Annotated in this window: 11 protein-coding genes and 1 pseudogene; 5 read left to right on the forward strand and 7 right to left on the reverse strand. The window is 62.6% G+C overall.

What is annotated here, in order from left to right:
- Positions 1-1,598 (forward strand): annotated as a pseudogene (locus VMA74_RS04080) (hypothetical protein); the annotation flags it as partial.
- An 88-nt stretch (positions 1,599-1,686) separates the two neighbouring features.
- Here VMA74_RS04080 and VMA74_RS04085 read toward each other — a convergent pair.
- Positions 1,687-3,249 (reverse strand): tetratricopeptide repeat-containing sulfotransferase family protein, encoded by a 1,563-nt coding sequence (locus VMA74_RS04085; protein ID WP_325365069.1) that lies wholly within the window; start codon positions 3,247-3,249, stop codon positions 1,687-1,689.
- A 156-nt stretch (positions 3,250-3,405) separates the two neighbouring features.
- On the opposite strand from VMA74_RS04085, the gene VMA74_RS04090 reads away from it, so the two are divergent.
- Positions 3,406-4,080 (forward strand): Fe2+-dependent dioxygenase, encoded by a 675-nt coding sequence (locus tag VMA74_RS04090; RefSeq protein ID WP_325365071.1) that lies wholly within the window; start codon positions 3,406-3,408, stop codon positions 4,078-4,080.
- 100 nt (positions 4,081-4,180) lie between these two features.
- On the opposite strand, the gene grxD is transcribed toward VMA74_RS04090, so the two are convergent.
- Both grxD and VMA74_RS04100 read right to left on the reverse strand, forming a co-directional pair.
- Entirely contained in the window at positions 4,181-5,107 is a 927-nt protein-coding gene (grxD, locus tag VMA74_RS04095) for a Grx4 family monothiol glutaredoxin (protein WP_325365073.1), read from the reverse strand.
- 99 nt (positions 5,108-5,206) lie between these two features.
- On the reverse strand, positions 5,207-6,067 hold the full coding sequence (locus tag VMA74_RS04100) for a UDP-2,3-diacylglucosamine diphosphatase (protein ID WP_325365075.1): 861 nt from the start codon (positions 6,065-6,067) through the stop codon (positions 5,207-5,209).
- Between the two features lie 147 nt (positions 6,068-6,214).
- Between VMA74_RS04100 and VMA74_RS04105 the strand changes: the two genes are divergently transcribed.
- The gene (locus VMA74_RS04105) at positions 6,215-7,417 is read left to right on the forward strand and encodes an aspartyl/asparaginyl beta-hydroxylase domain-containing protein (RefSeq protein WP_325365077.1); all 1,203 of its coding nucleotides are present in this window, start codon (positions 6,215-6,217) and stop codon (positions 7,415-7,417) included.
- A gap of 311 nt (positions 7,418-7,728) precedes the next feature.
- Here the strand turns inward: VMA74_RS04105 and VMA74_RS04110 are convergent, their stop codons facing one another.
- The 4 genes from VMA74_RS04110 to VMA74_RS04125 all read right to left on the reverse strand — a co-directional run bounded on the left by VMA74_RS04110 (position 7,729) and on the right by VMA74_RS04125 (position 14,687).
- Entirely contained in the window at positions 7,729-9,570 is a 1,842-nt protein-coding gene (locus VMA74_RS04110) for a tetratricopeptide repeat-containing sulfotransferase family protein (protein WP_325365079.1), read from the reverse strand.
- Between the two features lie 83 nt (positions 9,571-9,653).
- The gene (locus VMA74_RS04115) at positions 9,654-12,539 is read right to left on the reverse strand and encodes a TonB-dependent receptor domain-containing protein (RefSeq protein WP_325365081.1); all 2,886 of its coding nucleotides are present in this window, start codon (positions 12,537-12,539) and stop codon (positions 9,654-9,656) included.
- 288 nt (positions 12,540-12,827) lie between these two features.
- A complete protein-coding gene (locus VMA74_RS04120) occupies positions 12,828-13,433 on the reverse strand; it encodes an SGNH/GDSL hydrolase family protein (protein WP_325365083.1) in 606 nt (201 codons plus the stop codon).
- Positions 13,434-13,436: 3 nt separating this feature from the next.
- On the reverse strand, positions 13,437-14,687 hold the full coding sequence (locus VMA74_RS04125; protein ID WP_325365085.1) for an aminotransferase class I/II-fold pyridoxal phosphate-dependent enzyme: 1,251 nt from the start codon (positions 14,685-14,687) through the stop codon (positions 13,437-13,439).
- 188 nt (positions 14,688-14,875) lie between these two features.
- On the opposite strand from VMA74_RS04125, the gene rsgA reads away from it, so the two are divergent.
- Positions 14,876-15,937, forward strand: a complete 1,062-nt coding sequence (gene rsgA, locus VMA74_RS04130) for a ribosome small subunit-dependent GTPase A (protein WP_325365087.1) — start codon at positions 14,876-14,878, stop codon at positions 15,935-15,937.
- Between the two features lie 20 nt (positions 15,938-15,957).
- Positions 15,958-17,211 (forward strand): flavohemoglobin expression-modulating QEGLA motif protein, encoded by a 1,254-nt coding sequence (locus VMA74_RS04135; RefSeq protein WP_325365089.1) that lies wholly within the window; start codon positions 15,958-15,960, stop codon positions 17,209-17,211.
- Positions 17,212-17,596: the final 385 nt, after the last annotated feature.

Raw genomic sequence — 17,596 nt, forward strand, 5'->3', positions numbered from 1 at the left:
CATCGAGTATTTCTGCTGCGCCGTTCCTCAATGGTGCGGGCAACATTACGGGCAACTACGTTCAGCAATCCATCACGCAGACGGACGTGTCGATTGCTTCGCGCGAAAAGGCGCAGTACATCGAAGACCGCTGGCAGGTCCTGCCCAACTTGCTGCTCGATCTCGGTTTGCGCAACGATCAGTTCGTAAACACCGGCCCCGGTGGCGAAGCCTATGTGAAGGAAAACAGCCCGCAGTGGGCGCCGCGCATCGGCGCCAGCTGGGATGTGTTTGGCGACAGCACGTTCAAGGTTTTCGGTAACGCCGGCCGCTACTATCTGGCATTGCCGGCGGGTCTGGCCGGGCGTAACCCGCAATTCGGCTCGATCAACGGTTCCGTCGTCTATACCTACACAGGCATCACGTCCAACGGCCAGCCGACTGGCTTGAGTGTGGTGCCCGTCGCCAACACTGGTGGCCCGGTGCCAGGCTTCTTCTCGTCGGACGGCGAGAATGGCGGTGCCCAAGGCAATATCAAGGACTACGCCTCGACCAACCTCAAGCCGCAGTACCAGGACGAATACGTACTGGGCTTCCAAAAGACGCTCGCCGATACCGGCCTGGTATGGGGCGAGCAGGCGACCTGGGAGAAGGCGGGTAATCTGGTCGACGATACCGACGTTCTCTATGAAGGCAACATCATTCCGGGGTTGGTCAATCCGGGCAAAACCAACTACATCCCACAAGCAGACGGTTATGCCATCTGGGATCCGAACACGGGTGCAGGTCTTGTCTGTGGTGGCCCAGGTGGTACATCACCGAACTGTTCCATGCCGGTACCGTCGCGTAAATACTACGCGCTGGAGAGCTATCTGGAACACAGCTGGGACGGCAAGTGGTATGCCAAGGTCGACTACGTGTTCTCCAAGTCGTACGGCAGCACCGAAGGCCCCACTGATACCCCGATCGGACAGATCACGAACCAACGCATCAACGCTGCGTCCGGCTCGACCACGGCCCAGTGGGACTTCCCTGACCTGATGCAATACGCCAACGGTGAGCAGGCCAACAGCCATCGCCACACCTTGAAGGCGTTTGGCTCCTATGCCATTAGCCCGGAATGGATGGTCAGCGGCACATATATCATCCAGTCCGGTGCGCCGAATGTCTGCTTGAGCGGTTATGGCAGCGAGATCAGTCCGAGCTTGTATACCGGCCCGTATCAGCACTTCTGCGGTGGTACGCCAGCCAACAATGGAACGATCGTCCAATATATTCCACCTGCAGATGGAAATCCCGGTCAGTACGTCTTAGTGGGTTCTGGCGGCCAACCTTCTCCTCCGGGCGACAGCGGCCATACGCCATGGACGCATCAGCTCAACCTGGCGTTGACGTACACGCCGCAGTGGGCCCACAAACATCTCACCATGCAGTGGGAAATCCACAACGTGTTCAACGAACAGGTCGCAACCCTTTACTACACCGAATACGCCATTGGTATTGGCCCAGGCGCGAATGGTGGCAACCAGGGTACGGGTTACTGGAGTCCGGTCTATCACACCGCGCAGTCGACGGAAATGCCGCGCTATATGGATTTCAGCGTGAAGTACGATTGGTAATCGCGAAAGACGATGCACTGTCGCTACGGAAGGCGCGGTGGATCGAAGAAACAAGAAGGCCGCCGGGCAACCGGCGGCCTTCTTCGTTTCAATGATCGAGACGCTGCGTCAACGGCGCCAGAAAGTCCCGGTAATGTGGACTTCGTGCAGTATCGCCGCGTATGGGCTGGCGCACCTGCGCCGCGCTCGCGGTGCTGTGCACATCGCGTTGCGTCTGATGCGGGGAGAGGCACGCCGCATCGAAGGGCAGCTGGCAGAAGGCGAGCAGTAGCCGAATCTGCGCTTCGGGTTCCTGCACCAGCTTCTCGTAGGCAAGATCAAATACCTTGCCAGGGTAATGCTTTTGCCAATGGCCGCTGAGTTTTTGATAGTCGTTGTAATAACGGGCGAGATCTTCCAGGTCGTAGCTGAAGTGGATGCCTTCGCTGAACAGCTGGCGATAGCAGGCAAAACAAGTTTCCACCGGATCGCGATGGCAGTTAATGATTTTGGCGCCCGGCAGCATGGCGCGGATGGCGCCGATCGACTGCCAGTTCTGCAATCCCTTGTCGGTGAAATAGGGGCGCCGGGTGCGCCAGCGGGCGGTGCGGGCAAGATAGTTACTGCCCAGCCGCGCCCAATCGTCCGCCGTAGCGTCGGCTACCCAATGCGGAAAACCTTTGCCGCGCTGTTCGGATTCGTCGTCGAGCACCTGCGAGAGGTCGCTGATCTCGTTAGCGCCTTCCACCAGCGGGTGTGAAGCGAGAATGTGTTCCACCAATGTCGAACCGGAGCGAGGAAGGCTGGCGATGAAAATCGCCTCGCGTCCGAGGGTCGGATCGAGCGGCGCCGGCAGCGGTTTGCAAAAAGCCTCCGCGATGGCGTCAACATGAGCATGCTCGGCAAGTGCGTCCCATTGGACCAGCTTGCGCTTGAGTGCATTGGCCTCGCGCAAGGCTTGAAAGGCACCACTGTAGTCACGCTGGTCCTCAAGAGCCCTATACAGACTGAATCCGAGTAGCACGCGTGCATCAGGCGCAAGCTGCTGGTTTTGCAGAATGCGTTGGATCTGCCCTGCATCCGCCAGACTGAGCGATTCGGTTTTCAGGTTGGCCAATCCATGCCAGGCCAGCGCGTTATCAGGTTGGATGGTCAGCACGTTGCGATATTCCGCAATCGCAAGGTTGATATCGCCGCGTATGGTAAAAATATCGGCAAGCGTGGTGCGCGCACTGATATGCCTTTCGTCGAGTGCGAGCGCGCGTCGCAACGCCTCTTCGGCCGGGTCCAGTTGCCAGTGCAATTTCAGCGCTTTGCCAAGGTTGTACCAGTTGGATGCTTGCGCTGGAGCCAGTTCCGTCGCGCGATGCAGGTAGACGAACGATTCCTGGATCGCGCCAGCATCGTAGAGGGCGCCCCCGAGATTGGTGAGGATGTTTGGGTCATTCGGCCGTTGCTGCGCGGCTTTACGCAAGTACTCGGCGGCGGTGCGACTGTCGCCGAGCATCTGGCAGGCAATGCCGTACAGGAACTGCGCATTGGCAAAGCCGGGTGCTTCGGCCAGTACGCGCTTCAAGGGTTGTTCGGCCAAGTCGGCGCGCCCTTGGGATAACGCCTTGCCGGCTTCGCTCAGCCACTGGCGAGCTGCAGGAGAGAGGGAAGAAGACGACATGATTGCCTGGTGCGGATGGTTTCAGAACCGGGAGCCGGGGCCTAGTTTTGCATGTTCTGCGGGGTAAAGAACGGCTGCGCAGGGCAGCTGTTCCGCTTCACGGTGCGTGCGATTACGATGGATGGCGTCATGCAACCTCAATAAAGGGTTACTGCCTTGATTCATTGTGTTTCAGCGGTTCTCAATCCCGATGAGCTGGCAGCCATCCAGTCCAGACTGGCGAGTACTCCTTTTGTTGACGGAGCCAGTACGGCTGGCTGGTCCGCGCGCGAAGTAAAGCGGAATTTACAGGTGACGACTGGTACACCCGAATATGAGCAGATTGCGCGCATCGTGCGAGAGGCCTTCATGCGCAGCGGCGAATTGCAGGCGGCGTTGCTGCCGGCGGCGGCAACGCCGGTATTGTTCAATCGGTACGGACAAGGCATGGAATACGGCCCGCACGTGGATACGCCCGTCATGGGCAGCATGACCAGCGCCATCCGTAGCGATATTGCCATCACTCTTTTTCTGTCCGACCCGCGAAGCTACGACGGCGGCGAGTTGACCGTATTCATGAACGGCATCGGCAGCCAGTTCAAGCTGGAGGCGGGCGCTGCGATTGCCTATCCCGCCAATACTTTGCACCACGTAACACCGGTCACTCGTGGTGTGCGTGATGCTGCAATCATCTGGGTACAAAGCCAGATACGCGATCCTGCGCAACGGGAGATATTGTGGGACTTGGAAAATGCCAAGCATGTGACTTTCAAGCGCGAAGGCAAAAGTCCAACGTTCGACCTGATCAGCAAGTCCCGCGCGAACCTGATCCGCATGTGGGCGGAAATCTGACGAAAGCCGCGCACAAAGTGGGAGCGCTTCGTTTCGCCGGTAGGCAAAAAAATACGGGGCCGAAGCCCCGTATGTGCATAGATGCATAGGCGCGCCGCGATCAGTAGCGCGGCACGCTCGAATCAATCTCCGCCGCCCACGCGTCGATGCCGCCATCCACGCTGTACACCTGCGTGAAACCATGCGCCGCGAACTGCTCGGCGACGCCGCGGCTGGAGATGCCGTGGTGGCACATGAAGGCGATCGGCGTGTCCTTGGGCAGGTTGGCGAGTGCGGCGTGGCCTTCTTCTTCCAGGATGCGCGCTTGCGGCAGCGGCTTGGCGAGGGCGCGGCCCTGTGCGGGACGCGTGTCGATCAGGGTGATGTTGCCGGCGGCGAGGCGCGTTTTCAGTTCCTGCACGCTCATCGACTGCACGCCGCCAGCGGCGCCGGGAAACTTCAGGCTCAGGCCTTCGCCCTGCATGGTGGAAACCCAATCGATCACGATACCCTTGGCGCGCTGCGCACTGGCCGGGTCGAAGTGCACTTCGATGCCGTTGGCGGTGACGACGATGTCGTGCTCGCTGGCGGGCGCGAGCTGGAAGCCGGCGCTATGGTCCGGGCCGATCTCCAGATGCAACGCCATGCCCTGCGCGTTGGCCGTACCGGAGCGAATGGCGTCGGCAGCCTTGTCGGTGATGGTGATTTCCGGCGGCGTGCGATCCGGCGCCGAAACACCGAACAACTGATGCAGTTCGCCGCTGCCATACATCTGGCGAATGATGTCGGCACCGCCGACCAGTTCGCCATCCACGTAGAGTTGCGGAATGGTCGGCCAGTTGCCGAACGCCTTGATGCCTTCACGGATTTCCTGATCTTCCAGCACGTTGACGGTGTGGTAATCCGGCAGCAGCTCGTTGAGCGTGTTGGTGGCGGCGGCGGAGAAGCCGCACATCGGCTGGTAGCGGGTGCCCTTCATGAACAGCACCACGCGGTGGTCTTTGAGCAGGGTTTCGATGCGTTCGCGGGTGGCGGATTCAAGCGACATGGGGGCGGGGACTCCAGCAGAGAAGGGGCCAATTGTAGCCCTTCGATATGCTGGCGGCGTGGCCGGGATCAAGGCCGCCGGCGCATCTCGCCGGCCGGCTCAAGCCGCGGATGGCAGTTCGACTTCTTCGAGCTTTTTGCGCCGGGCGAGCGGGGCCAGTGCCAGCGCGGCCATGGGCGAGGGCTGCACCTGTTCGCGGCTGGCGTGGCCCAGTGCGGTGGGCTGCTCGCTCCAGTGGATCAGTTCCATCGCACCGTGTTCGTCCTCGATCAGCGCGGTGCAGTGTTCCACCCAGTCGCCGTCGTTGAGGTAGACCACGCCATCGATCGTGCGCACCTGGCCGAAATGAATATGGCCGCAGATATGGCCGTCCACCCCGTGTTCGCGCGCGCCGGCGGCGACGCGTTCCTCGTAGGCGCGGATGTAGGCCAGCGCCTTGCCGATGTGCGATTTCACGATGATCGACAGCGGCAGATAGGGCATCGCCATGCGGCGGCGCCATGCGTTGACGCGGCGATTGCCCCAGCAGACGAAGCGATGCATCGCTTCGCCCAGGTGCAGCATCCAGCTACGGCCGATTTGCTCGGGATCGTATTCGTCGCCGTGGCTCACGCGGTAGCGCCGGCCGTCGGCGCCGACGTGGATGGCGTCCAATTCAATGCGCACGCCGCAGATGGACTGTCCCACCAGGCCACGCAACGCGCAGTCGTGATTGCCGGGTATGTAGATGACCTCGATCCCGCGGCGTGCCATATCCAGCACTTCGGCGATCACGGTACCGTGGTCCGGATGCCACCAGCGGCGGCGGCTCAGGGATTCCAGATCGATGATGTCGCCCACCAGATACAGCTGCTGGCATTGCAGGTGGCGCAGGAAATCCAGCAGGTAGGCTGCTTTGCAGTCCGGTGTACCCAGGTGGACGTCGGAAATGAAGGCGCTTCGGCAGCGAAGGATGGCCATGGCACAACTCCCCGGTAGGTTGCCGGGAGCACAGTCTGGTGCCGGAACGTCACCGTGCGATGGCGAAAAGGTTGCAAAGAGGTTGCCGTGGCTATTTTTTCCGGCAGCGGCGATGTGCGATAAACAGGCGGGGAAGGGGAGACAACCATGAATACACCCGCCGACACGCAACGCGCACAATGGCGCGAGCAAGCGCATGCCTGCCTGCAACGCGGCGATCTGCAGCAGGCCGGGCAGCTGTTTTGGCAGGTGCTGGAGGAGTCGCCGGATGACCTGGAGGCCTTGCAGGTACTTGGCGCCGCACGACTGGCTGCAGGCGATTTTTCCGCTGCCGCTCAGGCGCTGCAGCAAGCCGTGCGGCAGGCGCCATACCTGTTCGTGGAGCGCTTGCGGCTGGGCATGGCGCTGGAACGCCTGGGTCAGCCGCACGCTGCATTGACGGCGTATTTCGGCGCCGTGCGCAAGGCACAAGACCAGGGCCGTTGGCTCAGTGACGAAACCACCGCGCCAGGGTTGCGCGAGGCCGTGAAGCACGCCATGCGCTACGTCGATAGCGGCCGGCTGGCGTGGTTTCACCGTGTGCTGGAACCCTTGCAGCAGCGCTACGGTGTGGACGAGATGCGGCGGGTCGAGCATTGCCTGCACGCTTACCTGGGCGAGCGCCAGGTGCAGACGCCCGATCCGCGCCAACGGCCGAAATTCCTCTATTTCCCTGGCATTCCCAGTCAGCCGTATTACCCGCGCGAACGGTTTCCCTGGCATGACGCCTTGGAGGCCGCCACGGACTGGATGCGCGAGGAACTGCGCAGCGTGCTTGCACGGGAGCAAAGTCTGGAAGCCTTCCTCGGTCCGCCACCGCCGGGACAGCCGTCGATGTTGCAATCGTCAGGAGCGCAGCCTGCCGCGTGGGACGCGTATTTCTTCTACCGTCACGGCGAGCGTTACGACACGCATGCCGCAGCGTGCCCGCGCACCGCGGCGTTGCTGGATAGCCTTCCGCTGACCCGCATCCGCGATCACGCACCGGAAACATTGTTCTCCGTGCTCAGCCCCGGCACCCACATCCTGCCGCACACCGGCGTGACCAATGTGCGCCTGGTGACGCATCTGCCGCTGATCGTGCCGCCCGATTGCGCGTTGCGCGTGGGCGGCGAAACACGCGCTTGGCAAGAAGGGCGCTGCATGACATTCGACGATACGTTCGAGCATGAAGCGTGGAACCGCAGCAATGAAACGCGTGCGGTGCTGATTCTGGATAGCTGGAACCCCGATCTCACTGAAGCGGAACGTACGGGGGTGACTGCGTTGATCGAGGCGATTGGGGACTTCAACGAGGATAGCGTGGCCTAGGCGCTGGTTTGAGCCGATGGCGCTAGCTTAAGGGCACTTCTATAAATTGCCCGCTACTCGTCCAGCAGCGTGACAAGTCGGTACAACTTGATACTCGCCACGATGCACTCCCTCCCCCCGGATCAAGTCCGGGGCAGGCTCTACTTCGCAGGGGAGAGAACAGCTTTCCGCGATGATCCAGATGCCCGCTTCGCTATGAGGGCAATTTATAGAAGTGCCCTTAAGGATGTTTCAGACACCAGCGATACAACACTCGTCCGTCCGGCGTTCGCCGGAAAGACCATTCGTTCTGAAATGGCTTCGGCGCGAGCCTACGCAGACAACGATGCCGCATAGCCTAGCCGCGCCATCACCGGCTCCAATACCGGCAACACCGGCTCGAACATCTCCCAGTAAGCCTGCCAGCGGTGTACCGCGCGGTTGTGGATGCCCTGCGTTACCTGCGCATAACTGGGCGTGCTGATGTAGCGCTTGCTGCGCGCATGCTCGGCGAAGTCCGCCAGCGGCGCGGGATCGTCGAGTTCGAGAAAATGGCCAAGTTTCAGCACATGCTCGTCGAAGCGGTTCACCACCGATTCGTAGCGCCATTCCAGCACGCGCGGCGCAAACACTTCCATCTGGTCGAACCAGTGTTCGAAGGCGCGCACGTAACCGCGCGCCAGCCGTTGCAGCGAGCTGCACATCACCATGAAGGCGGGCGAGCGGAAGGATTGCATGTAGCAACTCAGCAGCACGTCGCAGGGATGGCGCAGGCATAGAACGATGCGCGCTTCCGGGAACAGCCGCATGATCATCGGCAGGCACAGCATGTTGAGCGGATTCTTGTCCACCAGTCGGTGTGTGCCCAGAGCGGGAACCACCTTGCGCACCATGCCGGCGTAGACGGCGCGCAGTTGGTCGGCGTCCGTTTGGCTGATACCGGCCAGTGCGGATGGATACGGCTGTCCGGCCAGGCCCATGCGTTCGGTGAGCTCATACATGAAGGCGCGCTCGTCCATCGCGCAGAAATCCGGATGTGCATCCAGCATCTGTTCCAGCAGGGTGGTGCCGGAGCGTGGGAAGCCCACTACGAAAACCGGACTTTGTTCGCTGCGGGGCGGTTTCAAGGCTGTCCAGCGATCGCGCTCGATGCGGCTGACACACAGATCGGCCATGGCCAGCGGCTGGCTGTCGTCGGCCATGAGCTCGGGCACGATGGTGCGTGCGATGCGCAGCTGCGCATCGTGTGCATGCTGCAATGCCAGCCAGGCATCGTGATGGCGCGCCTGCTTGTCGCGTGCGGCAGCGAGGCCGAACGCTGCCTGGGCGAGCACGTCGGCATCCGCGCTCATTGCCAGGATCCGCTCGTAGCGCTCGGCAGCGTGTGCGGCATCCCCGCGCCGCGCAGCGACGGCGGCATGCGCCAATCCGATAGCGCAGGACAGTTGCGCATGCTCGGCAGGCACGTCCGGGGGCAGCGTGGCCAATTCGACGTCGGCGAGATCGAGTCGATTGGCGCGTTCGTACAGCGCCGCGCACAAGGCCGTGATGCGCTGGCGCATGAGCTGCGCCGTATCGTCAGCGGGCAGTATCGCGGTTTGCAGGGCGCGGATGGCTGCATCCTGTTGTCCCAGCGTGGATAGCATGCTGGCCAGGGTCAATGCTTGTTCCGCCGGTTGGGGCGGCCAGTTGGCGGCATTTTCCAGCATCGTTTCTTCGCCAGTGTTGTCGCCGCAAACATGGCAGGCGTGCGCCGCCTGCAGGCGTGCCTCGATGAAATCGGGTGCGAGCCGTACGGCTTCCAGCAAGGATTCGCGCGCGGCCAGCCAGCGCTGTTGTTGCAGGTAAAGCAAGCCGAGGTTGTAGTGCACGTCAGCCTGATGGGAGGCGAGCGTGAGGGCGCGCTGCAAGGCTCGCTCGGCGGTTTGCGTATCGCCGGCTTCGCGCGCGGCCAGGCCCAAGTTGTTCCAGTATTCGAAGGTGCGCGGCTGCCGTTCTGTCAATCGCGTGAACAGCGGCAGGGCTTCGTGCAGGCGGCCGGTGGCGCGCAATGCCAGCGCGCGTAGCAGCATGGTCGTTTCATCATCCAGTGGCGCTTCGCTCAAGGCCAGCACGCGGGCCATATCGCCTTGCTGGAAGGCGGCAAGCAAATTCTGAGCTTTCGATGCATCCACCTATCGCGCCTCCGCTTGATGCGTTGCTCCCTCCCCGTTGCAGGGGAGGGAGCAGATCATGGCACGAAGTACTTCTTCCAGCTTTAGAACTTCACCGTCGCGCGCGCCCAGTAGTAGCGGCCCAGGACATCGTAGGTGGCCGTATCTACGTTGTAGTTCAGGCCGTTCTGGTAGATCAGCGGTGGCGCCTTGTCGGTGATGTTGTCCACGCCGAATTCGAAGCGGGTCTTGATCGCCGGCACGTTGTAGGCGATTTGTGCCGAGTGGTACAGGATCGACGCCATCGGTACGTTGACGCCGGCAATGACCGCATCGGCGTTGAGGTTGGTCAGGTGATGGATGTAGCGTGTCTGCCACTGCGCACTCCAGTTGCCCAGCGACCAGTTGAGCGTGAGCGTGCCGCGCCAGCGAGCGATGTTGCCGAACTGCTGCGTATACGTACCGGCATAATTGACGGTCTGGGCGCCCGGCTGTCCCGGCGTGGCGTCGTTGTAGAACGTGCCGGTGTACGTCGAGTTCAGGCCCACCTTGAAATTGCCGGGGTTGAAGCTGCCCAGGTCGAAGTGCGGAATCGCATAGCTGGCGCTGAAATCCACGCCGCTGGTGCTCAGGTTGCCCAGATTCACTTCCGGCGTGTTCATGAAGTAAATCGCGCCGGCCAGAGCGTTGTTGCTGGGATAGCGATGAATGAACGAGCAGTACGGGCTGCTGTCATTGGCATAGCACGCATTGAGCACGGTTTGCGCGGCCAGCGGCGTCAGCAAGTCATGCAGGTTGATGCGCCACACGTCCACGGTGGAAGAGAAACCCTCCAACCAGCTCGGCGAATACACCAGGCCGAGATCGTAGGACATGCCGTGCTCGGGCCGCAGACTGACGCCGGCCGGCTTGCCGCCCGAATAGTAGCCAGTGATCTGCGGAGTGGGATTGCCCGCCCAATTCGTCGGAACGTTTTGGCAGGCCGCAGGGTGTGCGGCCAAGGTCGCGGCGCTGAGGCCAACGCAGGGATCGTTGATGGTCGGATTGGCAATGGTGATGCCGTCGTACAGCTCGTCCAGGTCGGGTGAGCGGAACACCTGCGTGGCGGTGGCGCGTACCAGCAGGTCGGCGATGGGCCGGTATTCCAGCGCGATCTTCTTGTTGGTGGTGGTGCCAGAGGTGCTGTAGTCGGAGGCGCGGATGCCCATATCCAGGTTCAGCGCATAAGCGCCGGGTTGCTCCGACAGCAGCGGGATCAGCGTTTCGGTGTACAGCTCCTTCACGCTGATACTGCCGCGGCCGGGCGAGCCGCAGGCTTCGGCCAGTACCGCGCAGGTGGCGGTGCCTGGATCGAGAATGGCGTCCGACGTCACCGTGTAGTTCATCGAGTTCCAGCGGTACAGCGCACCGGCGGACAGCTGCATGGCGCCGGCGGGCAGATCCCACAATTCACCCGAGGCATTGAACTGCACTTGCTTCATCGTGCCGGTGTACACGTAGGTGGGCGAATCCACGCCGTTTCTCAGCAGTGCCGAGACCGCCGGATCGGCCTGGTTGAAGATGTTGCCGCCCGAATTGATCACGGCCTGGAAATCGGCGATGTTCACTTCGTTGTAGTCGATCTGCCGGCGGTTGGTGTAGCCGTAGTTGATGCTCGCATCCCACAGCCAGCTGCTCTGGCCGAAGTGGCCGCGCAAGCCGGTGTTGACCTGCAGGTTGTCGGTATCGAAGGTGTGCAGGCGCGTACCCAGGCCGGTCAGGCGCTCGCTGATCACGTAGCTGTTGCCGGTGTAGCCCGGCGGCGTGCCGAACGTGACGCCGAACGGGTTGATCGGATTGTTCGCCGTCACGTACCAGCCGTCATTCGTGCTGGTGGGTGCGGGAGCGTCCTGGCCCGCGGAATTGGTGCGGTTGTAGAACACGTTGATGAACGCGGTGAGGTTCGGTGTGATGTTGTAATTGCCGAGCGTGAAGAAGTTCACGCGCTTCTGCTCGGTCTGGATGTAGTTGTAGGCGTTGTAGTTGAAGGTGTCGTTGGGGCCGCCGTAGCAGCGGTAGTCGCCCAGGCTGCTGCCGCTGCCATGGGCCAGTGTCACGTAAGTGTTGCCGGCGCCATTCACGTTGCAACCGCCAGGCGAGAGCCCGGCCGGAATCAGGATGCGTCCGGTGGGTATCGTGCCGGAGCCTGCAGGGGTGATGACGCCACTGGACAGATACAGTGCGCGTGCCGAGAAGCCACGCCGGCCGGCCAGCACCGGTGTGTACTTGTTCCAGTCGATGCCCGCTACGATGTTGCCGTCTTCGCCGCTGGTGCCGACGGTGAAATTGAAGCCGCGGCGCTGGCCGTCGCCGTGGCTGGAAACGCCATCGTTGAGGCTGAATTCGGCGCCCTTGAAATCCTTGCGCAGATGGAAGTTCACCACGCCGCCGACCGCATCCGAACCGTAGGCGGTGGACGCGCCTTCCGCCAGCACGTCCACGCTCTGGATCATGTTCTGCGGAATCATGTTGAGGTCTGCATTGGCCAGGCGCTGGCCGTCAACCAGTACCAGCGTGCGGTTGGCCCCGAGGCCGCGCAGCGATACGCGCGAGGCGCCGTCGCCGCCTTCCAGTGTGGGGCTGGCGACGCCGCCACCGTTGCTGTTGTTGGATGGGTTGGTGGCGGTGCCCGAAACGCTGGGCAATTGTTGCAGCACGTCGCCGAGGACGGGGCTGCCGTTGTTGGTGAGCGCAGTGCGGTCCAGCGTGACTACGGGGCTTGCGGTTTCGGTATCGACGCGGCGGATCAGCGAGCCGGTCACGGTTACCGCTTGCAGCGTCTTGGTTTTGGACGGCTGCGATGCAGAGCCGCTGTTCTGCGTGTTCGATGGTGATGACGCGTTCTGTTGCGTCCCAGTGTCCTGCGCTTGGACGATGGCTGCTGACGAAGCAAGGCCGACCGACAGCGCCAGACGTACCGCAATGGACAAGCGATTGTAATGAGCTTGCATGTTGACTCCCCGAATAGATGAACATAGGAGAGCGCCGTAGCGATAACTCAATGTCCGCCGCATCCACCCGCGCGGCACGACGCATCCGCGCCTGGACATTTCTCATACCCAGTTATTGCTCCGCGTCTCCTGACGCAACTGTTTCAGGAATTTAACGAATAGTAAAGATTGCTGCGGCGCAATTCGTACAAGAACTTGCGTTTCGTCTCCGCCGTGCGGCCAGATGCCAACATGCCCGGTCGCTACAAGGCAATGATGTACATGACAATGTTCGGTAATTCGCGTGTCTCAGGCGACCTGCAACGCGCGCGTGACGGCCTGCGCGATGGCATCCCGCCACAACGCATATTGCGCCCCGGACGGATGCAGGCCATCGGAGGCGACCAGTCCAGCATGCTCGCGCGAGATGCCGGTGATGTTTACGAACGGCGCGCCGGCATGCTCGGCTTCTTCCCGCGCCAGCGCGTTGAACTGATCCAGCTCGTGCGCAATCTGCCGCACGTCGCGCCCGCTGGCGTAGCCGAACGGCGTGACACCCCAGTCGGGAATCGAAACCACCACCACACGGGCAGCGCGTCGGCCGGCCAGGGTTACGGCACGCAGCAGCAGGGCACGGAACTGTTCTCGATAGTCTTGTGCCGAGCGTCCACGGTATTGATTGTTCACGCCGATCAGCAGGGTAACCAGATCGTATTCGGGCGCGAGCGCGGCTTGGTCCATGCCGACGGACAGTTCGTCGGTGGTCCAGCCGGTCACCGCGATGATCTGTGGATCATCGATGGCGATGCCCTGCTTGCGCAGTTTTTCGACCAACTGCACCGGCCAACGTGCCTGGGCAGGCACGTCCTCGCCGATGGTGTAGGAGTCGCCCAGGGCGAGGTAGCGCAAGGGCATCGGTCAGCGCGCAGCCACCGCGGCGGCGCGCGGTGATTCTTCCGCGGCCATGCGTTCCAGCACGTGCTCCATGCGCACGAATACTTCGTGCAATTGCGCTGGCTCCGGCAACAGGGTCAGGCGCATGTGCCGGCTGTTGGGCACGTTGAAGCTGGTGCCGGGCACGATCAGCACGGATTCCTCTTCCAGCAGACGCAGGGCGAAGGCGTTGTCGTCGAAATCGGCGATCGCGTCGCTGCGGATGCGCGGGAAGGCGTAGATCGCGCCTTCGGGCGCGACCACATCCAGGAACCGGCTGGATGCGACACCGTCCAGCACCGCCTGCCGCGCCTGGTACAGGCGGCCGCTTGGCGCAGTGAGGGCATGGATGGTGGGCGCGTCCTGCAAGGCGGGAATCACTGCCCATTGCGCGGTGACGTTGGCGCACAGGCGCAAGGCGGCCAGCAGCTGCAGCGCATCGCGGTACTCGTGCGTGCGCGCCGGATCGCCGGAAAGGCTCAGCCAGCCGACGCGGTAACCGCAGGCGCGATGCACCTTGCTGAGGCCGCCGAAGCTGAGGCACGGGTGGTTGCCGGCTACCTCGGCCAGCGGCTGGAACGGCGTGCCGTCGTAGAGAATCTGGTCGTAGATCTCATCGCACAGCAGCAGCAGCCGATGCCGTGCGGCGATGTCCACGATCTGTTCCAGCAGGGCGCGTGGATACACGGCGCCGGTCGGATTGTTCGGATTGACCAGCACCAGCGCACGCGTGCGCGGGGTGATCAGCGCTTCCATCTCGTCCGGATCCGGCATGTGCCGGTGCTCGGCGAGGCAGCGGTAATAGCGCGGCACGCCGCCATTGAGGATGGTGGCGGCGCTCCACAGCGGATAGTCCGGGCTGGGCAGCAGCACTTCATCGCCTGGCTGCAGCAGGGCGCGCAGGCTCAGGTCGATCAGTTCGCTGACGCCGTTGCCGATGAAAATGCGCTCTACCTGCACATGCCGCGCGCCACGGGCGCGTTGCTGCGCGGCGATCGCTTCGCGTGCTTCTTCCAGGCCCTGTTCGTGACCGTAGGCTTCGCTTTCATGCAGATGCGCGGCGATGGCTTCGCGCAAATGCGCCGGCACCGAAAAACCATAGCGGGCCGGATTGCCGATATTGAGCTTGATGATCGGCGTTCCCGCCGCTTCCAGTTCGCGCGCACGACGGGTCAATGCGCCGCGGATTTCGTAGCGCACTTCGGCCAGGTGCGCGCTGGGCTTGATCGGGGACAACGGTCTAACGTCCTTTGACGGAATGGGAAAGCCGGCTTGGCGCCGGTTTCACGATCCTAGCAGCGTGTTCGGGCGCCGTGGGGCGAGGATGTGGCAAAAAGCGGCAACGGCTTTGCACGATGCGCCATATGCACGTCGGGGCGTTCCCACGTCCCGAGACCCTTCGAAGATGGGCATAATCCCATCCCATGACCGACGCGCAGACCATTGAACGGCTCCGCCACATCGGCTGGCGAGGCCAGGACCTGCCGGGCGAGGGGCGGCGGCTGGCGCGCGTGGTGGCGCAGCACCGTGCCGGCTATGAGTTGCATGATGGCGAACAGGCTTTCAGCGCCCAACCGGCCGGCCATTTCCTCAAGCGCGGATTGGATCCGGCCGAACGCCCGGCCGTGGGCGACTTTGTGGAAATCGAACCGGGCAAGCCGCCGCACATCCAGGTGGTGCAGCCTCGCCGCACCGTGCTCACGCGGGCCGCGGCCGGGGAGCGCTACGAGCGGCAGGTGATCGCCACCAATATCGACTACGTGCTGGTGTTGACCGGCCTGGATGGGGATTTCAATCCCGCGCGTATCGAACGCTATCTCTCGCTGGTGGAAGGTTCCGGCGCGCAGCCGGTGGTGGTGCTTAGCAAGCCGGATCTCGCCGACGGCGCGCAAGACCGCATCGCGGCGTTGAAAGGGCGCTTGCCGGAAGGCACGCCGATCCACGCCATCAACGGCAAGGACCCGGCTAGTGCAGCGGTGCTCACCGCTTACCTCAAGCCGGGCGACAGCGCGGTGCTGGTGGGGTCGTCGGGCGCCGGCAAATCCACCCTCACCAATACCTTGCTGGGCAGCCAGCACATGGCCATCGGCGACGTGCGCAGCCACGACAGCCGCGGACGCCATACCACTACGTACCGAGCCTTGCTGCAGTTGCCAAGCGGGGGCTGCCTGATCGATACGCCGGGGATGCGCGAACTCAAGCTGACCGGCGAGGAAAACCTCGACCTGTTCGCCGACATCGAGGCCCTGGCCGAAAACTGCCGCTTTGCCGATTGCGGCCACGGCAGCGAGCCAGGCTGCGCCATCCAGGAGGCCCTGCATGATGGCGAGCTGACGCCCGAGCGCTGGCGCAACTACTTGAAGCTGCGCGACGAGCGCGAAGAACAAGCGACCTTGCTCGAATCGCGCCTGCGCCGCCAGCGCGGCGGACGCCCGGCAACCAAGCCGCATGGCGCCAAAGGTTCGCGTGAGCGGGAGGGATGGTGAGTACGCCGGTCGAGAAAACCATGCCGACTGAGCTGGAAGCGTATGCCGTACTCGACAAACGTCTGCTGGCGGCAGTGAAGGGCATCAACATCCTGTCGACCGTAAGCTGGCCGGCATCGCTGGAAGACCGCATGATCGAAGCCTACGGCAAAGGCCAATACGCCTTGCCGGAAGTGAGCTATCACAAGCCCGATCTCTCCGAGGTGCGCAAGGAACTCATTGCGATCGAGAAGGACGCGGGCGACGGCGATGCGATCCGCGAGTATCTGCGCCGCACCGCCGAATCCTGGCACATCGCGGCTGAAATGCTTGAGGCGGTGGGTACCGCGGGCGTCACCGCGCCATCGATCCAGCTGTATGGACGGCCGGGCGATGCCATCACCGGCAGCCATTACAGCAATCTCGATGCGGCCCGCTATTTCGTGGAATTGTCCGACGAACTCGGTGCGGACATGGCGGACGACGATATCGTCACCAACATCTCGTCCGAGTTGCTGCGCAAGGACTTGTCCAAGGTGCTGGACGGTTTCTTCGGCCAGGGCGTGATTGCGGTGGAGGTGGACAACGATCTCACCGCCAAGGCGGCGGCCGGCGCCACGCGCATCCGCCTGCGCGGCGGCACGCGCTTCAGCCAGTACGACCGTCATCAGCTGCTCAATCACGAAGCCTACGTGCATTCGCTCACCGCCTTGAACGGGCGAGAACAACCGGTGCTGGCTTCGCTGGCACGCACCTCGCCGCGTGTCACGGCTACGCAGGAAGGCCTTGCAGTGTTCGCCGAGCTGATGTCCGGTGCGATCGACATCGCGCGGCTCAAGCGCATCAGCCTGCGCATTCTTGCGCTGGACATGGCGCTCAATGGTGCGGACTTCGTAGAGGTCTACCGCTTCTTCAACCGCTGCGGACAAAGCGTGGCCGACAGCTTCCATTCCGCGCAGCGCGTGTTCCGCGGCGTGCCGTTGACCGGTGGTTCCGCGTTCGCCAAGGACAACGTGTATCTCTCCGGTTTGCTCGACGTGCACACCTTCTTCCGCTGGGCGCTGAAGGAGCGCCGCCTGGATCTGCTGCGCTATCTCTTCGCCGGCAAGCTGACGCTGGGCGACGTGATGAGCCTGGAACCTTATTTCCAGTCCGGTGCGCTGGTCGCGCCGCGTTGGTTGCCGCCGTGGATGCAGCACGTGCATGGCTTGGCGGGCAAGCTGGCTTTCTCGTTGTTCATCAATCGGGTGCGGATGTCGAAGGTGGAGGCCGAGACCTTGTCGGCAGGTCTCTAGCCTGAGGTATCCCCCGTTTTTCAGTGGGACATCCTCAATGTGCTTGGTCCAGTCGCATGGATGTCGCGTCTCACCGCCTGCATCACGTAGGCATTCACCAGCGCATCAAAGCACCCGCCGCTGACAGATGACGAAGCATGTTTTATGCGATGGTGCGGCTGTCGGGCGTGCCCATCCAGTGAGATGACCGCGACACGCCCGACATGAGTGAAGTAAGCGCGGATCGCCCGAGTTAGCGCTCAAGCGATCCGCTGGCCACCACCAACTAAGTGGAGTTGACAAGTCGAGTAGGCCGCAGGAACCTCCCCCGCGACCTCTCACAGAACCGTACGTGAACCTCTCGATTCATACGGCTCTTCGCATGCAGTCGATTCTTATCCCATAC

It is taken from the genome of Dyella sp. (genome assembly GCF_035508675.1).
Taxonomy (GTDB): domain Bacteria; phylum Pseudomonadota; class Gammaproteobacteria; order Xanthomonadales; family Rhodanobacteraceae; genus Dyella_B.

Bases quoted from the DNA above. Each gene is read 5' to 3' on its own strand.
- VMA74_RS04115 (WP_325365081.1), bottom strand. From the start codon at position 12,539: ATGCAAGCTCATTACAATCGCTTGTCCATTGCGGTACGTCTGGCGCTG.
- VMA74_RS04100 (WP_325365075.1), bottom strand. From the start codon at position 6,067: ATGGCCATCCTTCGCTGCCGAAGCGCCTTCATTTCCGACGTCCACCTG.
- VMA74_RS04105 (WP_325365077.1), top strand. From the start codon at position 6,215: ATGAATACACCCGCCGACACGCAACGCGCACAATGGCGCGAGCAAGCG.
- VMA74_RS04120 (WP_325365083.1), bottom strand. From the start codon at position 13,433: ATGCCCTTGCGCTACCTCGCCCTGGGCGACTCCTACACCATCGGCGAG.
- VMA74_RS04085 (WP_325365069.1), bottom strand. From the start codon at position 3,249: ATGTCGTCTTCTTCCCTCTCTCCTGCAGCTCGCCAGTGGCTGAGCGAA.
- rsgA (WP_325365087.1), top strand. From the start codon at position 14,876: ATGACCGACGCGCAGACCATTGAACGGCTCCGCCACATCGGCTGGCGA.
- VMA74_RS04135 (WP_325365089.1), top strand. From the start codon at position 15,958: ATGCCGACTGAGCTGGAAGCGTATGCCGTACTCGACAAACGTCTGCTG.
- grxD (WP_325365073.1), bottom strand. From the start codon at position 5,107: ATGTCGCTTGAATCCGCCACCCGCGAACGCATCGAAACCCTGCTCAAA.